Source organism: Micromonospora humi (assembly GCF_900090105.1).
GTDB classification, from domain to species: domain Bacteria; phylum Actinomycetota; class Actinomycetes; order Mycobacteriales; family Micromonosporaceae; genus Micromonospora; species Micromonospora humi.
Genome location: NZ_FMDM01000001.1, coordinates 472,891 through 489,954, shown reverse-complemented (window position 1 = coordinate 489,954; position 17,064 = coordinate 472,891). Strand labels below are relative to the sequence as shown.

Here is a 17,064-nt window from a genome sequence, read left to right as displayed (position 1 = left end):
CGCTCACCGCCCCGTTCCGGAGGTGGCCCGGTCGAGCCGGTCGAGCGCCTCGCGGACCTGACCGACGGTCGGCCGGTGCAGCTCGTCGACCAGCCGACCGTCGGCCAGGAACACCACCCGGTCGGCGTACCCGGCGGCCGCCGGATCGTGGGTGACCATGACGACGGTCTGGCCGAGCGTGTCCACCGCCTCCCGCAGCAGCCGCAGCACCTCGGCCCCGGCGCGGGAGTCGAGGTTGCCGGTCGGCTCGTCGGCGAAGATCACCCACGGTCGGGTGACCAGGGCCCGGGCCACCGCGACCCGCTGCTGCTGGCCGCCGCTGAGTTCGGCCGGCCGGTGGCCGAGGCGGTCGGTCAGGCCGACCGCGGCCACCACCTGCCGCAGCCAGGCCGGGTCGGGCCGCCGGCCGGCGATGGCCAGCGGTAGGACGATGTTCTCCTCGGCGGTCAGGGTGGGCAGCAGGTTGAACTTCTGGAAGACGAAGCCGATCCGGTCCCGACGCAGCCGGGTGAGCCGGCGGTCGTCGAGCCGGGCCAGGTCGGCGTCGCCGATGCGCACCGCGCCGGCCGTCGGCCGGTCGAGGCCGGCGAGGCAGTGCAGCAGTGTGGACTTGCCGGAGCCGGAGGGGCCCATCACGGCGGTGAACCGGGCGGCGGCCAGGTCGAGGTCGACGCCGTCCAGGGCGACGACGCGGGACTGTCCGACGCCGTACTCCCGGCGCAGGTCACGGGCGGCGAGGGCGACGCCGGTGGTCGGGGCTGCGGACAACGTGGTGCTCCTGTCGGACGTGGTCTGGTGACCCTTCCGACGCTATGGCCGCCGCACCGTCGACGATTCCACCTGCGCGCTCGACCGCGGTACGCCCCCGGTCGTCCCCGACCGGGCGGACCCCTACGACCTGCGGCGTACGCCGGGTCAGCCGCCGGGGGTGACCAGCCCGCTCTCGTACGCCAGCACGACGGCCTGGACGCGGTCGCGGAGCTGGAGCTTGGCCAGGATCCGCCCGACGTGGGTCTTCACTGTCGCCTCCGCCACGTGCACCCGCGCGGCGATCTCCGCGTTGGACAGACCCTGCGCGACGAGCAGCAGCACCTCCCGCTCCCGCTCGGTCAGCTGGGCCAGCCGCGGGTCCTCGGCCGGCGCCGGGCCGAGCTGCCCGGCGAACCGGTCGAGCAGTCGCCGGGTGATCGACGGGGCCACCACCGAGTCGCCCTCGGCGACCACCCGGATCGCGGTGAGCAACTCCTCCGGCGGCACGTTCTTGAGCAGGAATCCGCTCGCCCCGGCGCGCAGCGCGGCGAACGCGTCGGCCTCGGTGTCGAACGTGGTCAGCACCAGCACCCGCGGTCGCGCACCGGCCGACCGGGCGCAGATCCGCCGGGTCGCCTCGACCCCGTCCATGGTCGGCATCCGCAGGTCCATCACCACCACGTCGGCCTCGACCCGGTCCAGCACCCGCAGCGCGTCCGCGCCGTCGATCGCCTCACCGACCACGGCCAGGTCGGGCTGCGAGTCGAGCACCATCCGGAAGCCGGCGCGCACCAGCGCCTGGTCGTCGACGATCATCACTCGCACGGTCACGCCGCCGCGCTCCCTTCCTCGGTGCCGGCCGCCGCGGGCAGCGGCAGTCGCGCCTCGACCCGCCAGCCGCCGGCCAGCGTGGGGCCGGCGGCGAGGCTGCCGTCGTACACCCCGACCCGTTCCCGCATGCCGACCAGGCCGTGCCCGCCGGACGGCGCCGGCCGGACCACCGGACGGCCGCGGCCGTCGTCGACGGCCCGGACCGCGACGGTGTCGGCGGCCCAGTCGAGCGTCACCTCGACCGACGCGCCCACCCCGGCATGCTTGAGCGCGTTGGTCAGGCTCTCCTGCACCACCCGGTAGACGGTCAGCTCCAGGCCGGGCGGCAACGCCACCGGCGTGCCGGCGCCGCCGCAGTCGATGCGCAGCCCGGCGGCGCGGAACCGGTCGAGCAGCGCGGGCAGCTCCACCAGCGCGGGCCGTCGGTGCGCCGGCTCGCCGGCGGGCTCGTCCGCCACCGCGGCCGGCTCCGGCCGGCTGGGTTCCCGGAGTACGCCGACCAGCCGCCGCATCTCCTCCAGCGCCTGCCGGCCGGTGTCCGCCACCACCTTGGCCGCCTCCCGCGCGGTCGCCGGGTCCCGGTCGAGGGTGAACCGCACGCCGTCCGCCTGCACGATCATGACGGCCAGGCTGTGCGCGACCACGTCGTGCAGCTCGCGGGCGATGCGGGTGCGTTCCTCGGCGACCGCCGCCCGGGACTCCGCCTCCCGCTCCCGGTCCGCCGTCGCGGCGCGTTCCTCCAGGCTGAGCACGTAGAGGCGGCGGGTCCGCACGTTGAGGCCGACCAGCCACACCGCGCCGGTGACCAGGCCGTAGTAGAGCGCGCCGGCCCACCAGGGCGACGGCCCGGGCCAGGAGAGCGCGGAGAGCAGCACGCCGATCGCGGCGCCGATCCCGGCCAGGATGCCGTCGCGCGACCGGGCGGCGTACTTGACCACGCTGTAGAGCGCGATCAGCACGCCGATGTCGTAGCCGAGCGGGCCCCAGCCGACGATCACCTGGACCAACGCCAACGCGGCCACCGCGACGGCGACCGCGGACGGGTGGGTGCGCCGGAAGAACAGCGCCGCCGCCATCGCCACGCCGACCGCGAACGCGGGCAGGCCGCCCTGCTCGGCCAGCAGGCCCAGCACGGCGAAGACGGCGACCAGGCCGGAGACCGCGGCGTCGAACGCGACGCCGCGCAACGGCCGGCCGAGGATCAGGCGGTCCACGGTCACCCAGCGTACGGGGGTGACCGGTGTCTCTTCGGCCCCGGTCAGGAGGCGAGCAGGGCGCGCATGCGGCCGATCTCGGCGGACTGCTCGACGGCCACCCCGGTGGCGAACTCCTGCATGGTCTGGTCGGCGCCGACCTTGAGCAGGTCGCTGGACATCACCACCGCGCCCTCGTGGTGGGCGGTCATCATCCGCACGAAGAGCCGGTCGAACGCCGCGCCGCGGGCGTCGGAGAGCTGTCGCATCGCCTCGGCGGACTGCATCCCGCGCATGGTGGCGTGGTCGTGGCCGGCGACCTCGGCGGGCAGGTCCCGGGTGCTCAGCCAGGCGCGCAGCACGCCGACCTCCGGCCCCTGGGCGGCCCGGATCCGGTCGGCGACGGCGCGTATCCGGGGGTCGGCGGCCCGGTCGGGGGCGAGCTTCGCCATCTCCAGGGCCTGCTCGTGGTGCGGGATCATCATCCGGACGTACCAGACGTCGAGGCCGTTGTAGCGGGGCTGCGCCGCGTCGCGGACCTGCCCGGCGGCGCGGGTCGTGGCCGGCTCCCCGGGGCGGCCGGGGACCAGCACCGGTGGCGCCGAGACGGTGCCCGTCACGCTCGGGGTGGCCGGGCCGGCGGTGGTCGGACCGGGCCGGTCCGCCGCCGGGCGGCTGTCGTCGTCGCAGCCGGCCAGCGCCGGGCCGCCGATCGCCAGGAGCGCCGCCAGGGCTGTGACGGGAAGCCACACCCGTGCCGGTCGACCGGTCATACGGTCCTCCCTCAGGTCGAGGTGACAGCGATCCTATCCATAGACGAAAGTTCCCGGATGTGACTGGGGTCACATTGATGACGGTCGTATATCGGTAAGGTGTGGCGAATCATCATCCCCTTTCGAAGGGTGTTGCCGATGATCAACATCCAGCTGTCCCGTGTCCGGACCGTCAGCCTCGCCGCCGCCGGCCTGCTGCTCGCCGGCGTGATCGCCGCGCCACCCAGCAGCGCCCAGGAGATCCCCCGCGCCCAGGCCGCGCCGGCCACCGTGGACAACGCCGTCCCCGGGGTCGACGAGATCTCCAGCAGCCCCAACCTGCGTCAGGTCGCCAACCTGCCGAAGCAGGGCCCGTTCGACACCACGTCCGCCCTCGGCACCGACATCGCCTTCCAGGGCCGGTACGCGTTCGTCGGCAACTACGAGGGCTTCGTCATCTACGACGTGTCGCGGCCGAGCCGGCCGACGATCGTGTCGCAGGTGCTCTGCCCCGGCTCGCAGAACGACATCTCGGTCAGCGGGAACCTGCTGTTCCTGTCGACCGACTCGTCGCGCAGCGACGACTCCTGCGCCAGCACCGCCCAGCCGGCGTCGGTGAAGGAGTCCTGGGAGGGCATCAAGATCTTCGACATCCGCGACAAGCGCAACCCGCGCTACATCAAGTCGGTCGAGACGGCGTGCGGCTCGCACACCCACACGCTGGTGCCGGGCAAGGACAAGCGCAACCTCTACCTGTACGTCTCCTCGTACAGCCCTCGCGCCGACTTCCCGGACTGCCAGCCACCGCACGACTCGATCTCCATCGTCAAGGTGCCGGTGAAGAACCCCACCACGGCGTCCGTGGTGGCGACCCCGAACCTCTTCCCCGACGGCGGCTACCCGGGCATCCCGGGCCAGACGTCCGCCACCACCGGCTGCCACGACATCACCGCGTACCCGGCGAAGGACCTGGCCGCCGGCGCGTGCATGGGCGACGGCATCCTGCTGGACATCAAGAACCGGGAGGCGCCGCGGGTCATCGAACGGGTCACCGACACGGTGAACTTCGCGTTCTGGCACTCGGCCACGTTCAACAACGCCGGCACCAAGGTCGTCTTCACCGACGAGCTGGGCGGCGGCGGCGCGGCGACCTGCAACGAGGTGGTCGGGCCGAACCGCGGCGCGGACGCCATCTACGACATCACCGGTCGCGGGGACGCCCGCAAGCTGGCGTTCCGCAGCTACTACAAGATCCCGCGGGTCAACGCGGACACCGAGAACTGCGTGGCGCACAACGGCTCGCTGATCCCGGTGCCGGGTCGCGACATCATGGTCCAGGCGTGGTACCAGGGAGGCATCTCCGTCTGGGACTTCACCGACTCGGCCAAGCCCAAGGAGATCGCCTACTGGGAGCGTGGTCCGCTGGACGCCGCCCAGCTGCGCACCGGCGGCTCCTGGTCGGCCTACTGGTACAACGGTCACATCTACTCCAGCGACATCCAGAAGGGCCTGGACGTGCTGGAGCTGCGGGACCCGCGCACCTGGTTGGCCCAGCTGATCCGGGTGCCCGAGCTGAACGTGCAGACCCAGGCGGGTTACCTGAGCTGGTGACCTGACCGCGAGACCGGCCGGGCCCGGCACCCTTCGGGGTGCCGGGCCCGGCTCGTGGAAGGAACACCGACATGACGATCGAGCACCGGACGGCGGTACCGACCGACGAGCAGATCCGATCCCTGCACGAGCGGTTCGCCCCCACCGAGGAGGCGTACCGGCTCGTCTGGACGCACTGCCGGATCGTCTGCGAGGTGGCCGAGGAACTGCTCGACCGGCACGGCGCCGGCCTCGACCGCGCGCTGGTGCGGGCCGGCAGCCTGCTGCACGACATCGGCGTCTACCGCCTCTACGACGCCGGTGGGCGGCTCGACGAGCAGAACTACGTCCGGCACGGGGTGCTGGGGCACGCACTGCTGCGCGACGCCGGCCTGCCGGAGTCGCTGGGCGGCTTCTGCTCCCGGCACACCGGGGTGGGGATCACCCGGGCGGACGTGCTCCGGCAGCGCCTGCCGCTGCCGGTGGCGGACCACACGCCGCGCACCGGCGAGGAGCAGCTCGTCATGTACGCCGACAAGTTCCACAGCAAGACCACGCCACCCACATTCGTCTCCGCGGCGTCCTACGCCGCCGCCGTGGCGCGGTTCGGGGCGGACAAGGTGGCCCGGTTCGCGGCGCTCGTCGCACGGTTCGGCGAACCGGACCTGACCGCGCTCGCCCGCCGGCACGGGCACCCGATCGGCTAGCCCATCGGCAGCCGGTAGCTGCGGGCACCGCCACCCGCGGTGACCAGCCGCACCTCGCCGGTACGCAGCCCGTACGTCACCGACCAGCGGGTGTGCGGCTGGCGCACCGCGTCGAGCAGCCGCAGCGCGGCGGCGGCGTCGACCGTACCGCCGGTGCGGTCCAGCTCCTTCGCCAGCACCCCGTAGCGGTGGTCCCGGCGCAGGTCCTTCTCGGCCACCCCGACCGCGGGCACGTTCGTCAACGCCTGCCACGGGCCCCGCCGGCGATCCACCGTCAGCTTCCCGTCGACGAACTCGACGACCGCGGAGGCGCCGGTGGCGTCCGCGAGCAGGTAGTGCAGCGGCGGCCCGCCGTCGAAGTCCAGGTTGTACCGCCCGAACACGGCCACCGCCTCGTCCACCGTGGCCGCCGAGTCGAGCACCAGGCGCAGGATGCGCACCGAGCCCACGCTGGGCCGCCCGGGCACCGGCTCGGCACGGGCGCCGTCGTCGGCGGCCAGCCCCACCGCGAGGCCCCGCTCGTTCATCCCGTCGAACGGCAGCAGCGGCGCGTCGAGCAGCCGCCGGTCGCCGGTCGGGTCGGCGGCGACCCCGAGGTAGGAGATGTCCACCAGGGAGATCGAGGCGTACCCGTCCGGCGGGTCGGTGCGCAGCACCAGCGCCGGGTTCGGCTCCCAGTCGAAGTTGCGGGCGAACAGCGGACGGTCCCGGTCGGCCAGCGCGGCGAACAGGGAACAGCCGAACGGGCTCGGCGGGGTGCTGCCGGCCAGGCCGGCGGTCGGGTCGTAGTCGCCGGCGTAGGTCATCTCGTACAGCGGCAGGTCGTCGACCTTGCGCAGGCTGGCCAGCGTCCGTTCGACCTGACCCGGGTCCTGCCGGGAGGCGGTCGGCGTGCCGGCGGCGGCCGGGCCGGCGGGCGCACCGCCCTCCCCGCAGGCGGTGCCGAGCAGGAGCAGGGCGAGCCCGGTGGCGACGAGGGTCCTCCGCATGCCCGCGACGCTAGAAGAGTCGGCGCGCGGTGTCCATCGAGGAAACGGCTCAGCTCCGCACGACGGCGAACATCCAGCAGCCGTAGACCACGTTGCGGCTGTGCAGCACCCGCACCGCCGGATCGGCGAACAGGTCGGCGATCACCGTCTCCGGGGCGTCGCCGTCGTGCCGTCGCCCGCCGACGATGCGACCCCGATCGTCGTACGCCCGCAGCACCTGCGCCCGCCCCCGCCAGCCGGCCGGGTATCCCGCCCCGTCGGCCGGGCCGGCGCAGGCACTCGCGTGCGCGAAGACCGGGCCCACCTCGCGGTACGGGCCGGGCGGCAGCGGCGGGGCGTACCCGAAGAGCAGCAGCGGCTCCCCCGGCTCGGCGTCGCGCAGGCAGCAACGCAACGGCTCGCCGCCGCCGGCGCGGTGGCGCTCCGGCGGCTGCCCGCCCGCGTCACGGTCGGTGCGCCGCAGGTCGGCCAGCACCTCGGCGGGCAGCGGTCGGATCAGGAAGGCGGTCCGGGTCGTGGTCACCATGGCAGCCTGACGCCGCGCGCGGCGGATTGCTGGCGGCGATCGGACCTGGCGTCACCCCATCTCCTCGGGGCGAGGCCCTGTCACACGCCCATCTCGGCCTCGTACGCCCGCCGGAACCGGGGACGGGCGCCGGGGGCGAGGCAGACGTGCCAGGCCCGGCCCTCGTCGACCACGTTGACCTCACCGGCGTCCTGCCGGGCCAGCAGCAGCCCGGCGAGGGCCGCGCGGGCGCCGAACCGCTCGTACCAGTCCACCTCCACGTCGGCGGCCCAGCCCAGGCAGTGGCCGCCGGGCACCGTGGCGGGGTGACCCAGCCGACGCAGCCGGTACTGGTGCTCGGCGCTGCGGACCAGGCCGGTCACCCAGAGCGGCGGCGTGCCGGCCCGGGTGACCGAGACGAACTCCCGGGCCAGGTCGTTGAGGAGGGCGATCATCTCGCGACGGGCGCGGGGGATCAGCAGGCCCCCGGTGGCCGGGCCGGCGGCCGGACGCACCCGCCGCCGGACCGCCCACCACCCGCGCCCGAGCGCGGTGGCGGGCTGCTCCCGGTAGCGGAACCCGAGCAGGCCCCGGCGCCGCAGCCATTCCAGGTCGACCAGGTCGATGCTGGTGCGCACCTGGTCGTCGGTGAGCAGGGTGGGGCTGTCCCGCCACCACAGCACGTCGATCCGGGACAGCAGGTAGGTCCGGACCAGGGTGGTCAGGTCCGGTGCCGGGGTGCGGGAGCCCGGCCGGTGGCGGGCCATCTCCAGCAGCAGCGTCTCCCGGGCGCCGACCAGTCCCTGCGGGGTCGCGTCGAGGACCGCGGCGATGGCCGGCTCACGCAGCCGCTGGTCGAGCAGCACCTGCCGGGCGGCGGTCGACGGCGCGTCCGCCAGCGCGCCCACCTCGACCAGCAACTCCGCCACCGCGGCCCGGTAGGCTGCCAGGTCGGGCCGCGAACCGTCGGCGGGCCGGTCAGCCGACGGCAGCCGACGGCTGGGAGTGGTGGACGCGACGGCGGGACCGGGCTGGCGACCGGGGCTGCGGTTGGGCACTCGCATGGTCTCCGCCCCCTCTCGACAGAACACGGTGTAGTCGATTCTGCACACACCGTAATTGGCCGCGAGGGATCACCGGGGACAATCCTCCCCAAGGCGCCCGATCAGGTAGCCGCTCCTCCCGCCAACGCCTGCACCTCGGCGTAACCGGGAGCCGGCGGCAGCCCGGGGTCCCGCCCGGCGGCGACCGCGTCGACCAGGTGCAGCGCCGCGCCCAGGGCCGCACGGAACGGCAGCGAGCCGGTGCTGACCCGGGCCACGCCGAGCCGGCCCCACCCGGCCAGGTCCGGGCCACCCGGGCGGTGCAGCACGTTCAGCGGCAACCCCACCTCCGCGGCCAACGCCCCGACCTCCTCGTCCGGCGCGCCGGGGACGAAGAAGCCGTCCGCACCGGCCGCGCGGAACACCGCCGCCCGATGCCGGGCCTCGGTCGACGGCGACGTCACACCCAACCACCACGCGTCGGTGCGGGCATTGACGAACAGACCCGGGACGGCCGCCCGCACCGCCGCGATCTTGGCGGCGACCAGCGGCGCCGGCGCCAGCGTGCCGTCCGGACGACCGTCCTCCAGGTTCACCCCCACCACGCCGAGCGCGGCCAGTTCGCCTGCGTACCGGGCCACCGCCGCGGGGTCGTCGTCGAAGCCACCCTCCACGTCGACGGTGAGCAGCACCGGCACGCTGCGCAGGCGACGGACCAGATCCCACGATTCCACCCGGGTCGCGCCGGCGCCGTCCGGTCGGCCGGCGGCCGCCGCGACGCCGAGGCTCGTCGTGCCGACCGCCGGGTGACCCCGGGCGGCGAAGGCGGCGGCGGAGGCGTGGTCCCAGGCGTTGGGCAGCAGCAGGGGGCGGCCCGGCCGGTGCAACTCGCGGAAGGCGGCGAAACGGTCGGTCATCGCAGGATCACCTCGATACGGGTCGGGACGCGCAGCGTCGGGTGCGGGGCGTACCGAACCGGCCGGTCGACGCGACGGCAGCGGCGGCGCACCACGTCGACCACGCCCGCGGCCAGGGCCAGCGCGTGCCGCTCCCCCGGGCAGCCCCGGGGTCCGGCCCCGAAGGTCAACGCCCCACCCGCCCGGCCGACCACGAACCGGTCCGGCATCGGGTGGACCGCCGGGTCCCGGTTGGCCGCGTCGAAGCGCAGCAGCAGCGGTTCCGCGGCGCGGATGGTCCGGCCGCCCAGGTCGATCGCCACGGTGGCGACGCGCCGAGTGACGCGGACCGGCGGGTCCAACCGCGACACCTCGGCGAGCAACCCGGCGGTCCGGAGGCCCGCCGGCGCGGCGAGCCCGTGCCGGACCGCGCCGCCGATCAGCCCGGCGGTGGCGTCGGCGGCCTGCACCAGCAGGCCGATCCGGTTCGCGGTCACCTCGTCGGGGGCCGGTGGCGACATCGCCACCAACGCGGCCACCGCTCGGTCCGCGCGCGCCACCGCAACCGGACCCGCGCCCGGATGGTAGGCGGCGGCCACCGCGGTCACCGCCGGGACGGCCGCCGCCGGGTCGGCCAGGCCGAGCCGATCCGCCAGCACCCGCACGGGTACGCGCCGGGCCACCGCGCCCATCACTTCGAGCAGGCGGGGTCCCCTGTCAACGCCTCCGGTACCGGCCGGGCCCCCTGTCGACGCCTCGGCGGCGACGCGGTCGAACAGCTCGTCGGTGAGCCGCGCCGCGGCGCGGGACAGGTCGCGCGGGTCCAGGCGGTCGAGCGCGGCCACGCCGATCGACCGACGGGCGGGATGCGAGCCGGGCGGGCTGAACCGGCTCACGAAGGCGCGCAGCCAGCCCAGCGTGCCCGGCGGCGCGTCGGGGTCGGCCGAAGGCACCACGCAGCGGGGGTCGGTCAGCGCGGCGACGACGTCCGCGTGCCGGGTGACCACCCAGCCGTCGTCGCCACGCACCGGCGGCCCGCAGTTCGGCGTACCGGGGACGGCCGTGATCGTCGGTAGCTCCACCGTCCGACCGTAGGCGGCCGATCGTTCGGCCGGAACCGAAGGATCGCCCCCCTGGCGGGTCGGGTCGGGCCCGTTCCTGGCGAGCGTGTTCCGGTTGGGCTCGGTCAGGCGGCGCCGGCTCGGCGAGGTGGCGGCATCGACCGCGCCACGACCCCACCACGCCGCCGAGGTGGAGTCGATCGAGCGGGGATCGGACACCGGACCCCGGCCCGGGCGGCCGGCACGGCCGAGCGCAGTCCGAGTGGTGGGCACGGCCGAGGCCACGGGTCGAGCCGGCGGCACGGCCGAGGCCACCGGTCGAGCCGGCGGCACGGCCGAATGCCAGGTCAGGCGCGGGCGGGGCCGCCGTCGCGGGGCGGCGGGGCGAGCGCGGACGGGTCGAGCGCGAGCGCCTCGGCGAGCGCGGGCCGGCCGGCCCGGGTGAGCCGCACCGACCGGCCGGTCCCCCGTTCCGTCCAGCCGAGGTCGAGAAGGCGTGTGCACAGCGCGGCACCGAGCGCCCCGGCCAGGTGCGGGCGCCGCTCGGTCCAGTCGAGACAGTCGCGCACCAGCGGCCGCCGGGCGGCGCGCAGCGGTTCGACCGGCACGCCGAGGTCGGCCAGCCAGGACGTCCCGGCCGGGGTCAGCGCCAGCCCGCCGGCCAGGTCCAGCACGCCGCGCGCGAGCAGGGCGTCGTACAGCAGCACGCCGAGCCGCCCGGCGAGGTGGTCGTAGCAGGTCCGGGCGTACGCCAGGGCGGCGCCGGCGGAGGCGGCGCGCAACGTGCGCGGCGGCGTGGCCGGGGTGGGCGCCCGGCCGGCGAGGTCCTCGACGAGCTGGGCGACCGCCGGGTCGGCGAGCCGGACGTAGCGGTGCCGGCCCTGGCGTTGCTCCACCAGCAGGCCGCCGCGCACCAGCCGGGTCAGGTGGTCGCTCGCGGTGGAGGCCGCCACCCCGGCGGAGCGGGCGAGTTCCCCGGCGGTCCAGGCGCGCCCGTCCAGCAGGGTGAGGCAGAAGCCGGCCCGGGTGGGGTCGGCGAGCAGCGCGGCGAACCCGGCCAGCCCTCGGCCGTCGGCACGGGTGGTCATCGGCCCATGGTGGCACGGGCACGTTTCGGCCGGCGCCGAACGGTCCGACGACAACTCTTTACATCGTTGTATCCAACGTTGTAGAAACGGGTGCACCGCAGTGACCTCCGTCTACTCCGAGGCAGGCCCGATGCGACACCTCCACCGCGGCGGCGTGCTCGCCGCCGTACTCACGCTTCTGCTCGCCGGCGCGGCGCCCGCGCCCGCCGCCGGGCCCGACCGCTACCGCAACCCGGTCTCCGCCGGGTTCGCCGACACCTTCGCCGACCCGGTCGTGGTCCGCGGCGACGACGGGATCTGGTACGCCTTCGGCACCTCCGACCCGCTGCGTGAGGGTGAGGGGACGGCGCACCGCGTGCCCATCGCCCGCTCCACCGACCTGGTCGACTGGACCTTCGTGGGCGACGCGTTCACCGCCGACCAGCGCCCGGCCTACGCCGCGCCCGGCTCGGCGTTCTGGGCCCCCGACGTGCGCCGGGTCGCCGGCCGCTGGGTCATGTACATGACCGTCACCGACACCACCGTCTCCGACGACACGTTCGACACCGCGGTCGGCGTGGCCACCGCGCCGAGCCCGGCCGGCCCGTGGACGTTCGCCGACACCCCGGTGGTCGCCCCGCGCCCCGGCGCCGGTGGCGGCTACCTGTGGACCATCGACCCGAGCCAGCTCACCGGCGCCGACGGCCGGTCCTGGCTGTACTACGGCAGCTACTACGGCGGGATCTCGGTCACCGAGCTGTCCCCCGACGGGCTGCGGGCGGTCGGCGACCCGACCCCGGTCGCGGTGGACAACAAGTTCGAGGGCGCGTACGCGCTGCGCCGCGACGGTTGGTACTACCTGTTCGCCTCCGCCGCGAACTGCTGCGCCGGCCCGGCCACCGGCTACTCCGTCCAGGTCGGCCGGTCCCGCGACCCGCGGGGGCCGTTCGTCGACCGCGACGGCCGACGCCTCGACGTCTCCCGGGCCGGCGGCACGCCGGTGCTGACCCAGAACGGCAACCGCTGGATCGGGCCCGGCCACAACGCGGTGCTCACCGACCTGTCCGGGCAGGACTGGATCGCCTACCACGCGATCGACCGCGCCGACCCCTACCTGGACGAGCCGTTCGGCGTCAACGAGCGGCCGATGCTGCTGGACCGCCTCGACTGGATCGACGGGTGGCCCACCGTCAACGCCGGCGCCGGCCCCTCCGAGGGCGCCCGCCCGGCACCCGTCACCACCGGTCGCGTCGACGCCCGCTTCGACACCTCCGACCTGCGCGGCTGGCGGACCGAGGCGGGCTCGTGGCGGGCGGCCGGCGGAACGCTGACCGGCACCGGCACGCTGGCCTCGCGTACCGGAATCGGCGGCGACCTGCGGGTGGAGACCGACCTGCGGCTGACCGGCGCGGACACGGCCGGGCTGCGACTCGGCGCGGTGGACGTGCGGGTCGGCCGGGGCCGGCTGACCGCCGGGACCGCGAGCACCCCGCTACCCGCCGGCACCGACCTGCGCAACCGGCACAACCTCGCCGTCGAGGTACGCGGCCGGCAGCTCGTCGCCACGATCGGCCCGTCCCGCCTCGGTGACCCGGTCGCCCGGGTGACCCTGCGGCTCCCCCGCCCCGCGAACGGCACGCTCGCCGTCCGCGCCGAGGGCGGCCCGGCGGAGTTCGACAACGTCAGCGCCGCCCGGCTCTACCGACCGGCCCGCCACGCGGTCGCCCCGCCCCGGGTCGGCCCGGTGCTGCGCGACTGGTCCGACGAGTTCGCCGACGGGCTCGACCCGGCCTGGCGGTGGGTCCGCCAGGACCCGGCCGCCACGGTGTCCGGCGGCGCGCTGCGCTGGCCGGTGCAGGACGCCGACCTGACCGGCACCGGCAACACCGCCGGGGTGCTGCTGCGCGACGCGCCCACCGGGAACTACGTCGCCGAGACCAAGGTGACGCTGGACCTGGGCGAGGAGACGGTCCGCAACTACCAGCAGGCCGGCCTGGTCGCGTACGTCGACGACGACCGGTTCGCCCGGTTGAGCACGGTGGCGATCTGGAACACCCGGCAGGTCGAGTTCGGCTACGAGTTGCCCTTCGCCGGCCAGCCGGTGTACGGCGGCAGCATCGTCGGCACCCCGGGCACCACCACCTGGCTGCGGCTGGCCCACCGGGTGGACCCGGTGAACGGCGAGCACGAGTTCCGCGCCGGCTCCAGCCCCGACGGCCGGCACTGGACGTGGGGCGCGGTCTGGACGTTCCCGGCGGACACCACGCCGCGGATCGGACTGGTCGCGCACGGCGGCGCCACCCCGGCGGTGACGGCGCAGTTCGACTACCTGCGCTTCCACCGCTGAGCGGTGCCGGGGCCGTCCCCGCTCGGGGCGGCCCCGGTCACCCGCCGGCGCGCGGGCCGACAGTGGTCAACTCGCTCACCGTGCGGGTCTCGCCGTGGTAACTGCGGGCCGCCACGAACTCCCCGGCCGGCCGCTCCGCCCCGGCGACCGCGCGGGCCCGCCGCCGGTCCGCGCCCCGGAAGCGCAACGCCAGACTGAGGTGCGGGACCCACCGGCCGGGCAGGTGCCACGGGTGCGGGCCGGCGGCCTCGGCGAGCACGTCCCACACCGCCCCGTGCAACGCGACCAGCTGCGGCGTCGGGCGGACCAGCCAGACCAGCGGGGCGCTGCCGTCGAGAACCTCCAACCGACCCAGTCGCACCGGCAGCGGCAGCGCGGCGTCGCAGAGGTCGGTGAGACGTTGCTCGGCGCCGGGTGGGAAATCCTCGACCGAGGCGAGCGTCAGGTGCGGCCGGTTCGTCGGGTGCGTGTTGCCGGCCAGACTGGGCAACCCGGCGGCGGCGAGCCGGCTCCAGGCCGCCCGTACGCCCGCGTCCAGCTCCGGCGAGCAGATCAGTTCCACCGTCCGCACGGAATCAGGCTAGTCCCCGGCGGCGGGCCGCGACGCCCCGTGCCCGGTGCCGGCCGGCACGGTCACAGCCAGCCGGCCTCGCGGGCGCGCCGCACGGCCCCGGCGCGGTCGGCGACCCCGAGCTTCTGCACCGCGGCGCTCAGGTGGTTGCGGACCGTCCCGGCGGCCAGGTGGGTCCGCCGGGCGATCACCGCGACCGGCGTGCCCAGTTCGGCCAACCGGAGCGTCTCCAGCTCGCGCGGCGTCAACGGGCACTCGGGCAGGGTCAGCGCGTCGGCGGCGAGCGTGGGGTCGACGTAACGCGCGCCGGAGTGCACCCGCCGGATCGCGTCGGCCAGCGCCCCGCCGGGGGCGCCCTTGGCGAGGAACCCGCGCGCCCCGGCGGTCAGCGCCGGCCGGAGCAGGGCCGGACGGGCGTGCCCGGTGAGGATCACCGGCGCGCAGCCGGGCAGCAGCCGGCGCAGTTCGGCGGCGACCTCGACCCCGCCGGGCGGCGGCATCTCCAGGTCCAGCACGGCGACGTCCGGGCGGTGGGCCGCCGCCGCGGCCAGGGCGGCGCGCCCGTCCGCGGCGTGCGCCACCACCTCGATGTCCGGCTCGAGGTCGAGCAGCGCGGCCAGCGCGAGCCTGATCAGCTCCTCGTCGTCGGCGAGCAGCACCCGGATCACGGGGTCACCGGCACGGTCGCCACCAGGCTGAACACGCCCTCCTCGGCGGATGCCCGGACCCGGCCGCCGGACGGGGCGAGCCGGTCGGCGAGGCCGCGCAGGCCACCGCTGAACCCGTCCGGCCCGACGCCGCGGACGCCGTCGTTGCGTACGGTCACCGTCACCGCGCCGTCGTCGCGGGTGAACTCGATCCGGCACCAGCCGGCCCGGCTGTGCCGCAGCACGTTCGTGCCGGCCTCGCGCAGCACGGCGGCCAGGTCGGCGGCGACGTGGGCGGGCAGCTCACCCGTCGGCGGCTCGACCGTGCAGCGCACCCCGCTGGAGCGCAGCACCTCCCCCACCGCCGCCGCCTGCTCGGCCAGGTCGACGGCGCGGTAGCCGTGCACCGCCGCGCGTACCCGGGTCAGCGCGGACGCGGCGAGCCGCCGCGCCTCGGCCGCCTCCCGACCCGCCCGGGCACCGTCCACCGGCGCCAGCCGCTCGGCCAGCTCGGCCTTCAGCGCGATCACGGTGAGATCGTGTCCGAGGAGGTCGTGCACGTCGCGGGCGAACCGCAGCCGCTCCTCGGCCACGACGAGTCGAGCCCGGGCCGCCTGCCCCTGCCGCGCGTCGACCAGCAGGTCCCAGAACCACACCTGGACCCAGGTGAGCAGCGCCACCCCGGCGCCCACCCCACCGGTGACCAGCAGCGCCGTGGCCGGCGGTCCGCCGGACGCCACGGTGACCACGACGGCGGCGCCGAGCACCCCGGCCCCGGTGGCCGCCGCCGCTGCCGGTCGGAACAGCAACGGCGTCATGCCGACCAGCGACGCGCCCAGCCAGGCCCAGGTGGGCCAGGCGCCGGCCGCCACCGGGCCGAGCAGCGGCAGGCTGAGCAGCGCGGCCACCGCCAGCGCGAGGTGCCGGCGGCGCCGAGCCGCGGTGGCCAGCCACGGCGTGACCGCCGCGTGCAGCACCGCCACCTGGGCCACCGTGAAGCCGGCCAGCGCGACCGCGCCGAGCACCACCCGCACCGGATCCGGCTCCCGGGCCAGGCCGACCGCGGGCAGCAGCACCGTGGTCCACACGTTCGTGGCCAGCGACAGCAGGGTGACCCGCCGGGCCCGGCGCATCCGCTGGTCCACCGGATCGACCGTCATGGTCGCCGATCCTAGGCCTGCCGAATGTCACGGCCGACCCGTGCGTTCCGCACGGTTCTCCGATGACGGACGCGCCTGGTTCCGGCCGTCCCGCCGCGGCAGGGTCGGGGCATGACGGAGATGACGATGGACGTACCCCGGTCGCGGGCCGGCTGGACGCGGACCCGGCACCTGGCCGGGATGGTCGTGGCGATGGTGGCCGGCATGGTGCTGCTCGGCCCGGTGTGGCGGGCGGCCGGCGAGGTGGTCGGCGGTGCGGGCGTGCTCGCCCGGGCGGACGTCGCCGCGCTGGTGATGGCGACGAACATGTCCCTGGGCATGGTCGCCTGGATGTGGCACCGCGGCGACGGGTGGACCGCGACCGCGGAGATGACGGCGGCCATGTACGTGCCCTTCCTCCTGCTCCTCCCGCCCTGGTGGGCCGGACTGGTCGGGGACCACGCGCTGATGCTCGGCGGCCATCTGCTGATGGTGCCGGCGATGGTGCTGGTGGCGCTGCGGCACCAGCACGCGCCCGGCGACACGCCGCGCCGGCACCCGGTGGCGGCGGCCGTGGCACGCCGCTGGCCGTCCGCCCTGGCGCTGCTCATGACAGCCGACATGTGGTTCGCCCCGACCGTGGTCCCGCCCTGGACGTTGCTGGTGCTGCCGGCCGGCTACCTGTTCCTCGGCACCTGGCGGCGGCAGTGGACCGACCGGCGGCGGCTCGTGGTCCAACTCGTCGGGCTGGCCGGCTGGGGCGGTCTCGCCGCGGCGGCGGCGGCCGGACCGGTCGAGGCGGCCGGCGTGCTGGTCGGCCTGGGATGGCTCGGGCACGCCGGCTGGGATCTCTGGTTCCACCGCACCGGCCGGGTGGTGCCCCGGGGGTACGCGCAGTGGTGCGCCGTGCTGGACGTCGCGGTCGGGATCACCACGCTGCTGGCCGTCCTCTCCCGGTGACCCGGGGTGGCGTGGC

At 75.9% G+C, this 17,064-nt stretch carries 17 protein-coding genes; 4 read left to right on the top strand and 13 right to left on the bottom strand.

Annotated features, from left to right (window positions below):
- Positions 1-3: 3 nt before the first annotated feature.
- From GA0070213_RS02170 to GA0070213_RS02155, 4 genes are all read right to left on the bottom strand, one after another.
- Positions 4-768, bottom strand: a complete 765-nt coding sequence (locus GA0070213_RS02170) for an ABC transporter ATP-binding protein (protein ID WP_091056173.1) — start codon at positions 766-768, stop codon at positions 4-6.
- 147 nt (positions 769-915) lie between these two features.
- Positions 916-1,581: a response regulator gene (locus GA0070213_RS02165; RefSeq protein WP_091056171.1), complete on the bottom strand. Its 666-nt coding sequence runs from the start codon at positions 1,579-1,581 to the stop codon at positions 916-918.
- A complete protein-coding gene (locus GA0070213_RS02160) occupies positions 1,578-2,801 on the bottom strand; it encodes a sensor histidine kinase (RefSeq protein ID WP_091056168.1) in 1,224 nt (407 codons plus the stop codon). Before GA0070213_RS02160 ends, GA0070213_RS02165 begins: the two co-directional genes overlap by 4 nt.
- A gap of 38 nt (positions 2,802-2,839) precedes the next feature.
- On the bottom strand, positions 2,840-3,547 hold the full coding sequence (locus GA0070213_RS02155) for a DUF305 domain-containing protein (protein ID WP_091056166.1): 708 nt from the start codon (positions 3,545-3,547) through the stop codon (positions 2,840-2,842).
- 138 nt (positions 3,548-3,685) lie between these two features.
- Here GA0070213_RS02155 and GA0070213_RS02150 point away from each other — a divergent pair, with 138 nt between their 5' ends.
- Together GA0070213_RS02150 and GA0070213_RS02145 are read left to right on the top strand one after the other, a co-directional pair.
- Positions 3,686-5,137: an LVIVD repeat-containing protein gene (locus GA0070213_RS02150; protein WP_091056164.1), complete on the top strand. Its 1,452-nt coding sequence runs from the start codon at positions 3,686-3,688 to the stop codon at positions 5,135-5,137.
- 71 nt (positions 5,138-5,208) lie between these two features.
- Entirely contained in the window at positions 5,209-5,823 is a 615-nt protein-coding gene (locus GA0070213_RS02145; RefSeq protein ID WP_091056161.1) for an HD domain-containing protein, read from the top strand.
- Here GA0070213_RS02145 and GA0070213_RS02140 read toward each other — a convergent pair.
- From GA0070213_RS02140 to GA0070213_RS02115, 6 genes are all read right to left on the bottom strand, one after another.
- Positions 5,820-6,812, bottom strand: coding sequence for a linear amide C-N hydrolase (locus GA0070213_RS02140; RefSeq protein WP_091056159.1), 993 nt, complete (start codon positions 6,810-6,812; stop codon positions 5,820-5,822). The two genes, GA0070213_RS02145 and GA0070213_RS02140, sit on opposite strands and share 4 nt — an antisense overlap.
- A 49-nt stretch (positions 6,813-6,861) precedes the next feature.
- Complete coding sequence (locus GA0070213_RS02135; RefSeq protein WP_175441167.1) at positions 6,862-7,338, bottom strand: DUF1203 domain-containing protein; 477 nt, start codon at positions 7,336-7,338, stop codon at positions 6,862-6,864.
- Positions 7,339-7,418: 80 nt separating this feature from the next.
- The gene (locus GA0070213_RS02130) at positions 7,419-8,381 is read right to left on the bottom strand and encodes a hypothetical protein (RefSeq protein ID WP_091056157.1); all 963 of its coding nucleotides are present in this window, start codon (positions 8,379-8,381) and stop codon (positions 7,419-7,421) included.
- Between the two features lie 101 nt (positions 8,382-8,482).
- Positions 8,483-9,277 (bottom strand): isocitrate lyase/PEP mutase family protein, encoded by a 795-nt coding sequence (locus GA0070213_RS02125; RefSeq protein ID WP_091056154.1) that lies wholly within the window; start codon positions 9,275-9,277, stop codon positions 8,483-8,485.
- Positions 9,274-10,338, bottom strand: a complete 1,065-nt coding sequence (locus GA0070213_RS02120; protein WP_245716212.1) for a cytochrome P450 — start codon at positions 10,336-10,338, stop codon at positions 9,274-9,276. The genes GA0070213_RS02125 and GA0070213_RS02120 overlap by 4 nt, the downstream gene beginning before the upstream one ends.
- Positions 10,339-10,664: 326 nt before the next feature.
- Positions 10,665-11,405, bottom strand: coding sequence for an ArsR/SmtB family transcription factor (locus GA0070213_RS02115; protein ID WP_091056152.1), 741 nt, complete (start codon positions 11,403-11,405; stop codon positions 10,665-10,667).
- A gap of 130 nt (positions 11,406-11,535) precedes the next feature.
- On the opposite strand from GA0070213_RS02115, the gene GA0070213_RS02110 reads away from it, so the two are divergent.
- The gene (locus GA0070213_RS02110; RefSeq protein WP_091056649.1) at positions 11,536-13,731 is read left to right on the top strand and encodes a glycoside hydrolase family 43 protein; all 2,196 of its coding nucleotides are present in this window, start codon (positions 11,536-11,538) and stop codon (positions 13,729-13,731) included.
- Between the two features lie 37 nt (positions 13,732-13,768).
- On the opposite strand, the gene GA0070213_RS02105 is transcribed toward GA0070213_RS02110, so the two are convergent.
- From GA0070213_RS02105 to GA0070213_RS02095, 3 genes are all read right to left on the bottom strand, one after another.
- Positions 13,769-14,302 (bottom strand): 2'-5' RNA ligase family protein, encoded by a 534-nt coding sequence (locus tag GA0070213_RS02105; RefSeq protein ID WP_091056150.1) that lies wholly within the window; start codon positions 14,300-14,302, stop codon positions 13,769-13,771.
- A 62-nt stretch (positions 14,303-14,364) separates the two neighbouring features.
- Positions 14,365-14,970 carry a response regulator transcription factor gene (locus GA0070213_RS02100; RefSeq protein WP_091056147.1) on the bottom strand — a complete coding sequence of 202 codons (606 nt, stop codon included), beginning with the start codon at positions 14,968-14,970 and terminating at the stop codon, positions 14,365-14,367.
- Positions 14,967-16,109, bottom strand: a complete 1,143-nt coding sequence (locus GA0070213_RS02095; protein WP_091056144.1) for a sensor histidine kinase — start codon at positions 16,107-16,109, stop codon at positions 14,967-14,969. The genes GA0070213_RS02100 and GA0070213_RS02095 overlap by 4 nt, the downstream gene beginning before the upstream one ends.
- Positions 16,110-16,220: 111 nt before the next feature.
- On the opposite strand from GA0070213_RS02095, the gene GA0070213_RS02090 reads away from it, so the two are divergent.
- On the top strand, positions 16,221-17,048 hold the full coding sequence (locus GA0070213_RS02090; RefSeq protein ID WP_091056141.1) for a hypothetical protein: 828 nt from the start codon (positions 16,221-16,223) through the stop codon (positions 17,046-17,048).
- Positions 17,049-17,064 lie beyond the last annotated feature (16 nt).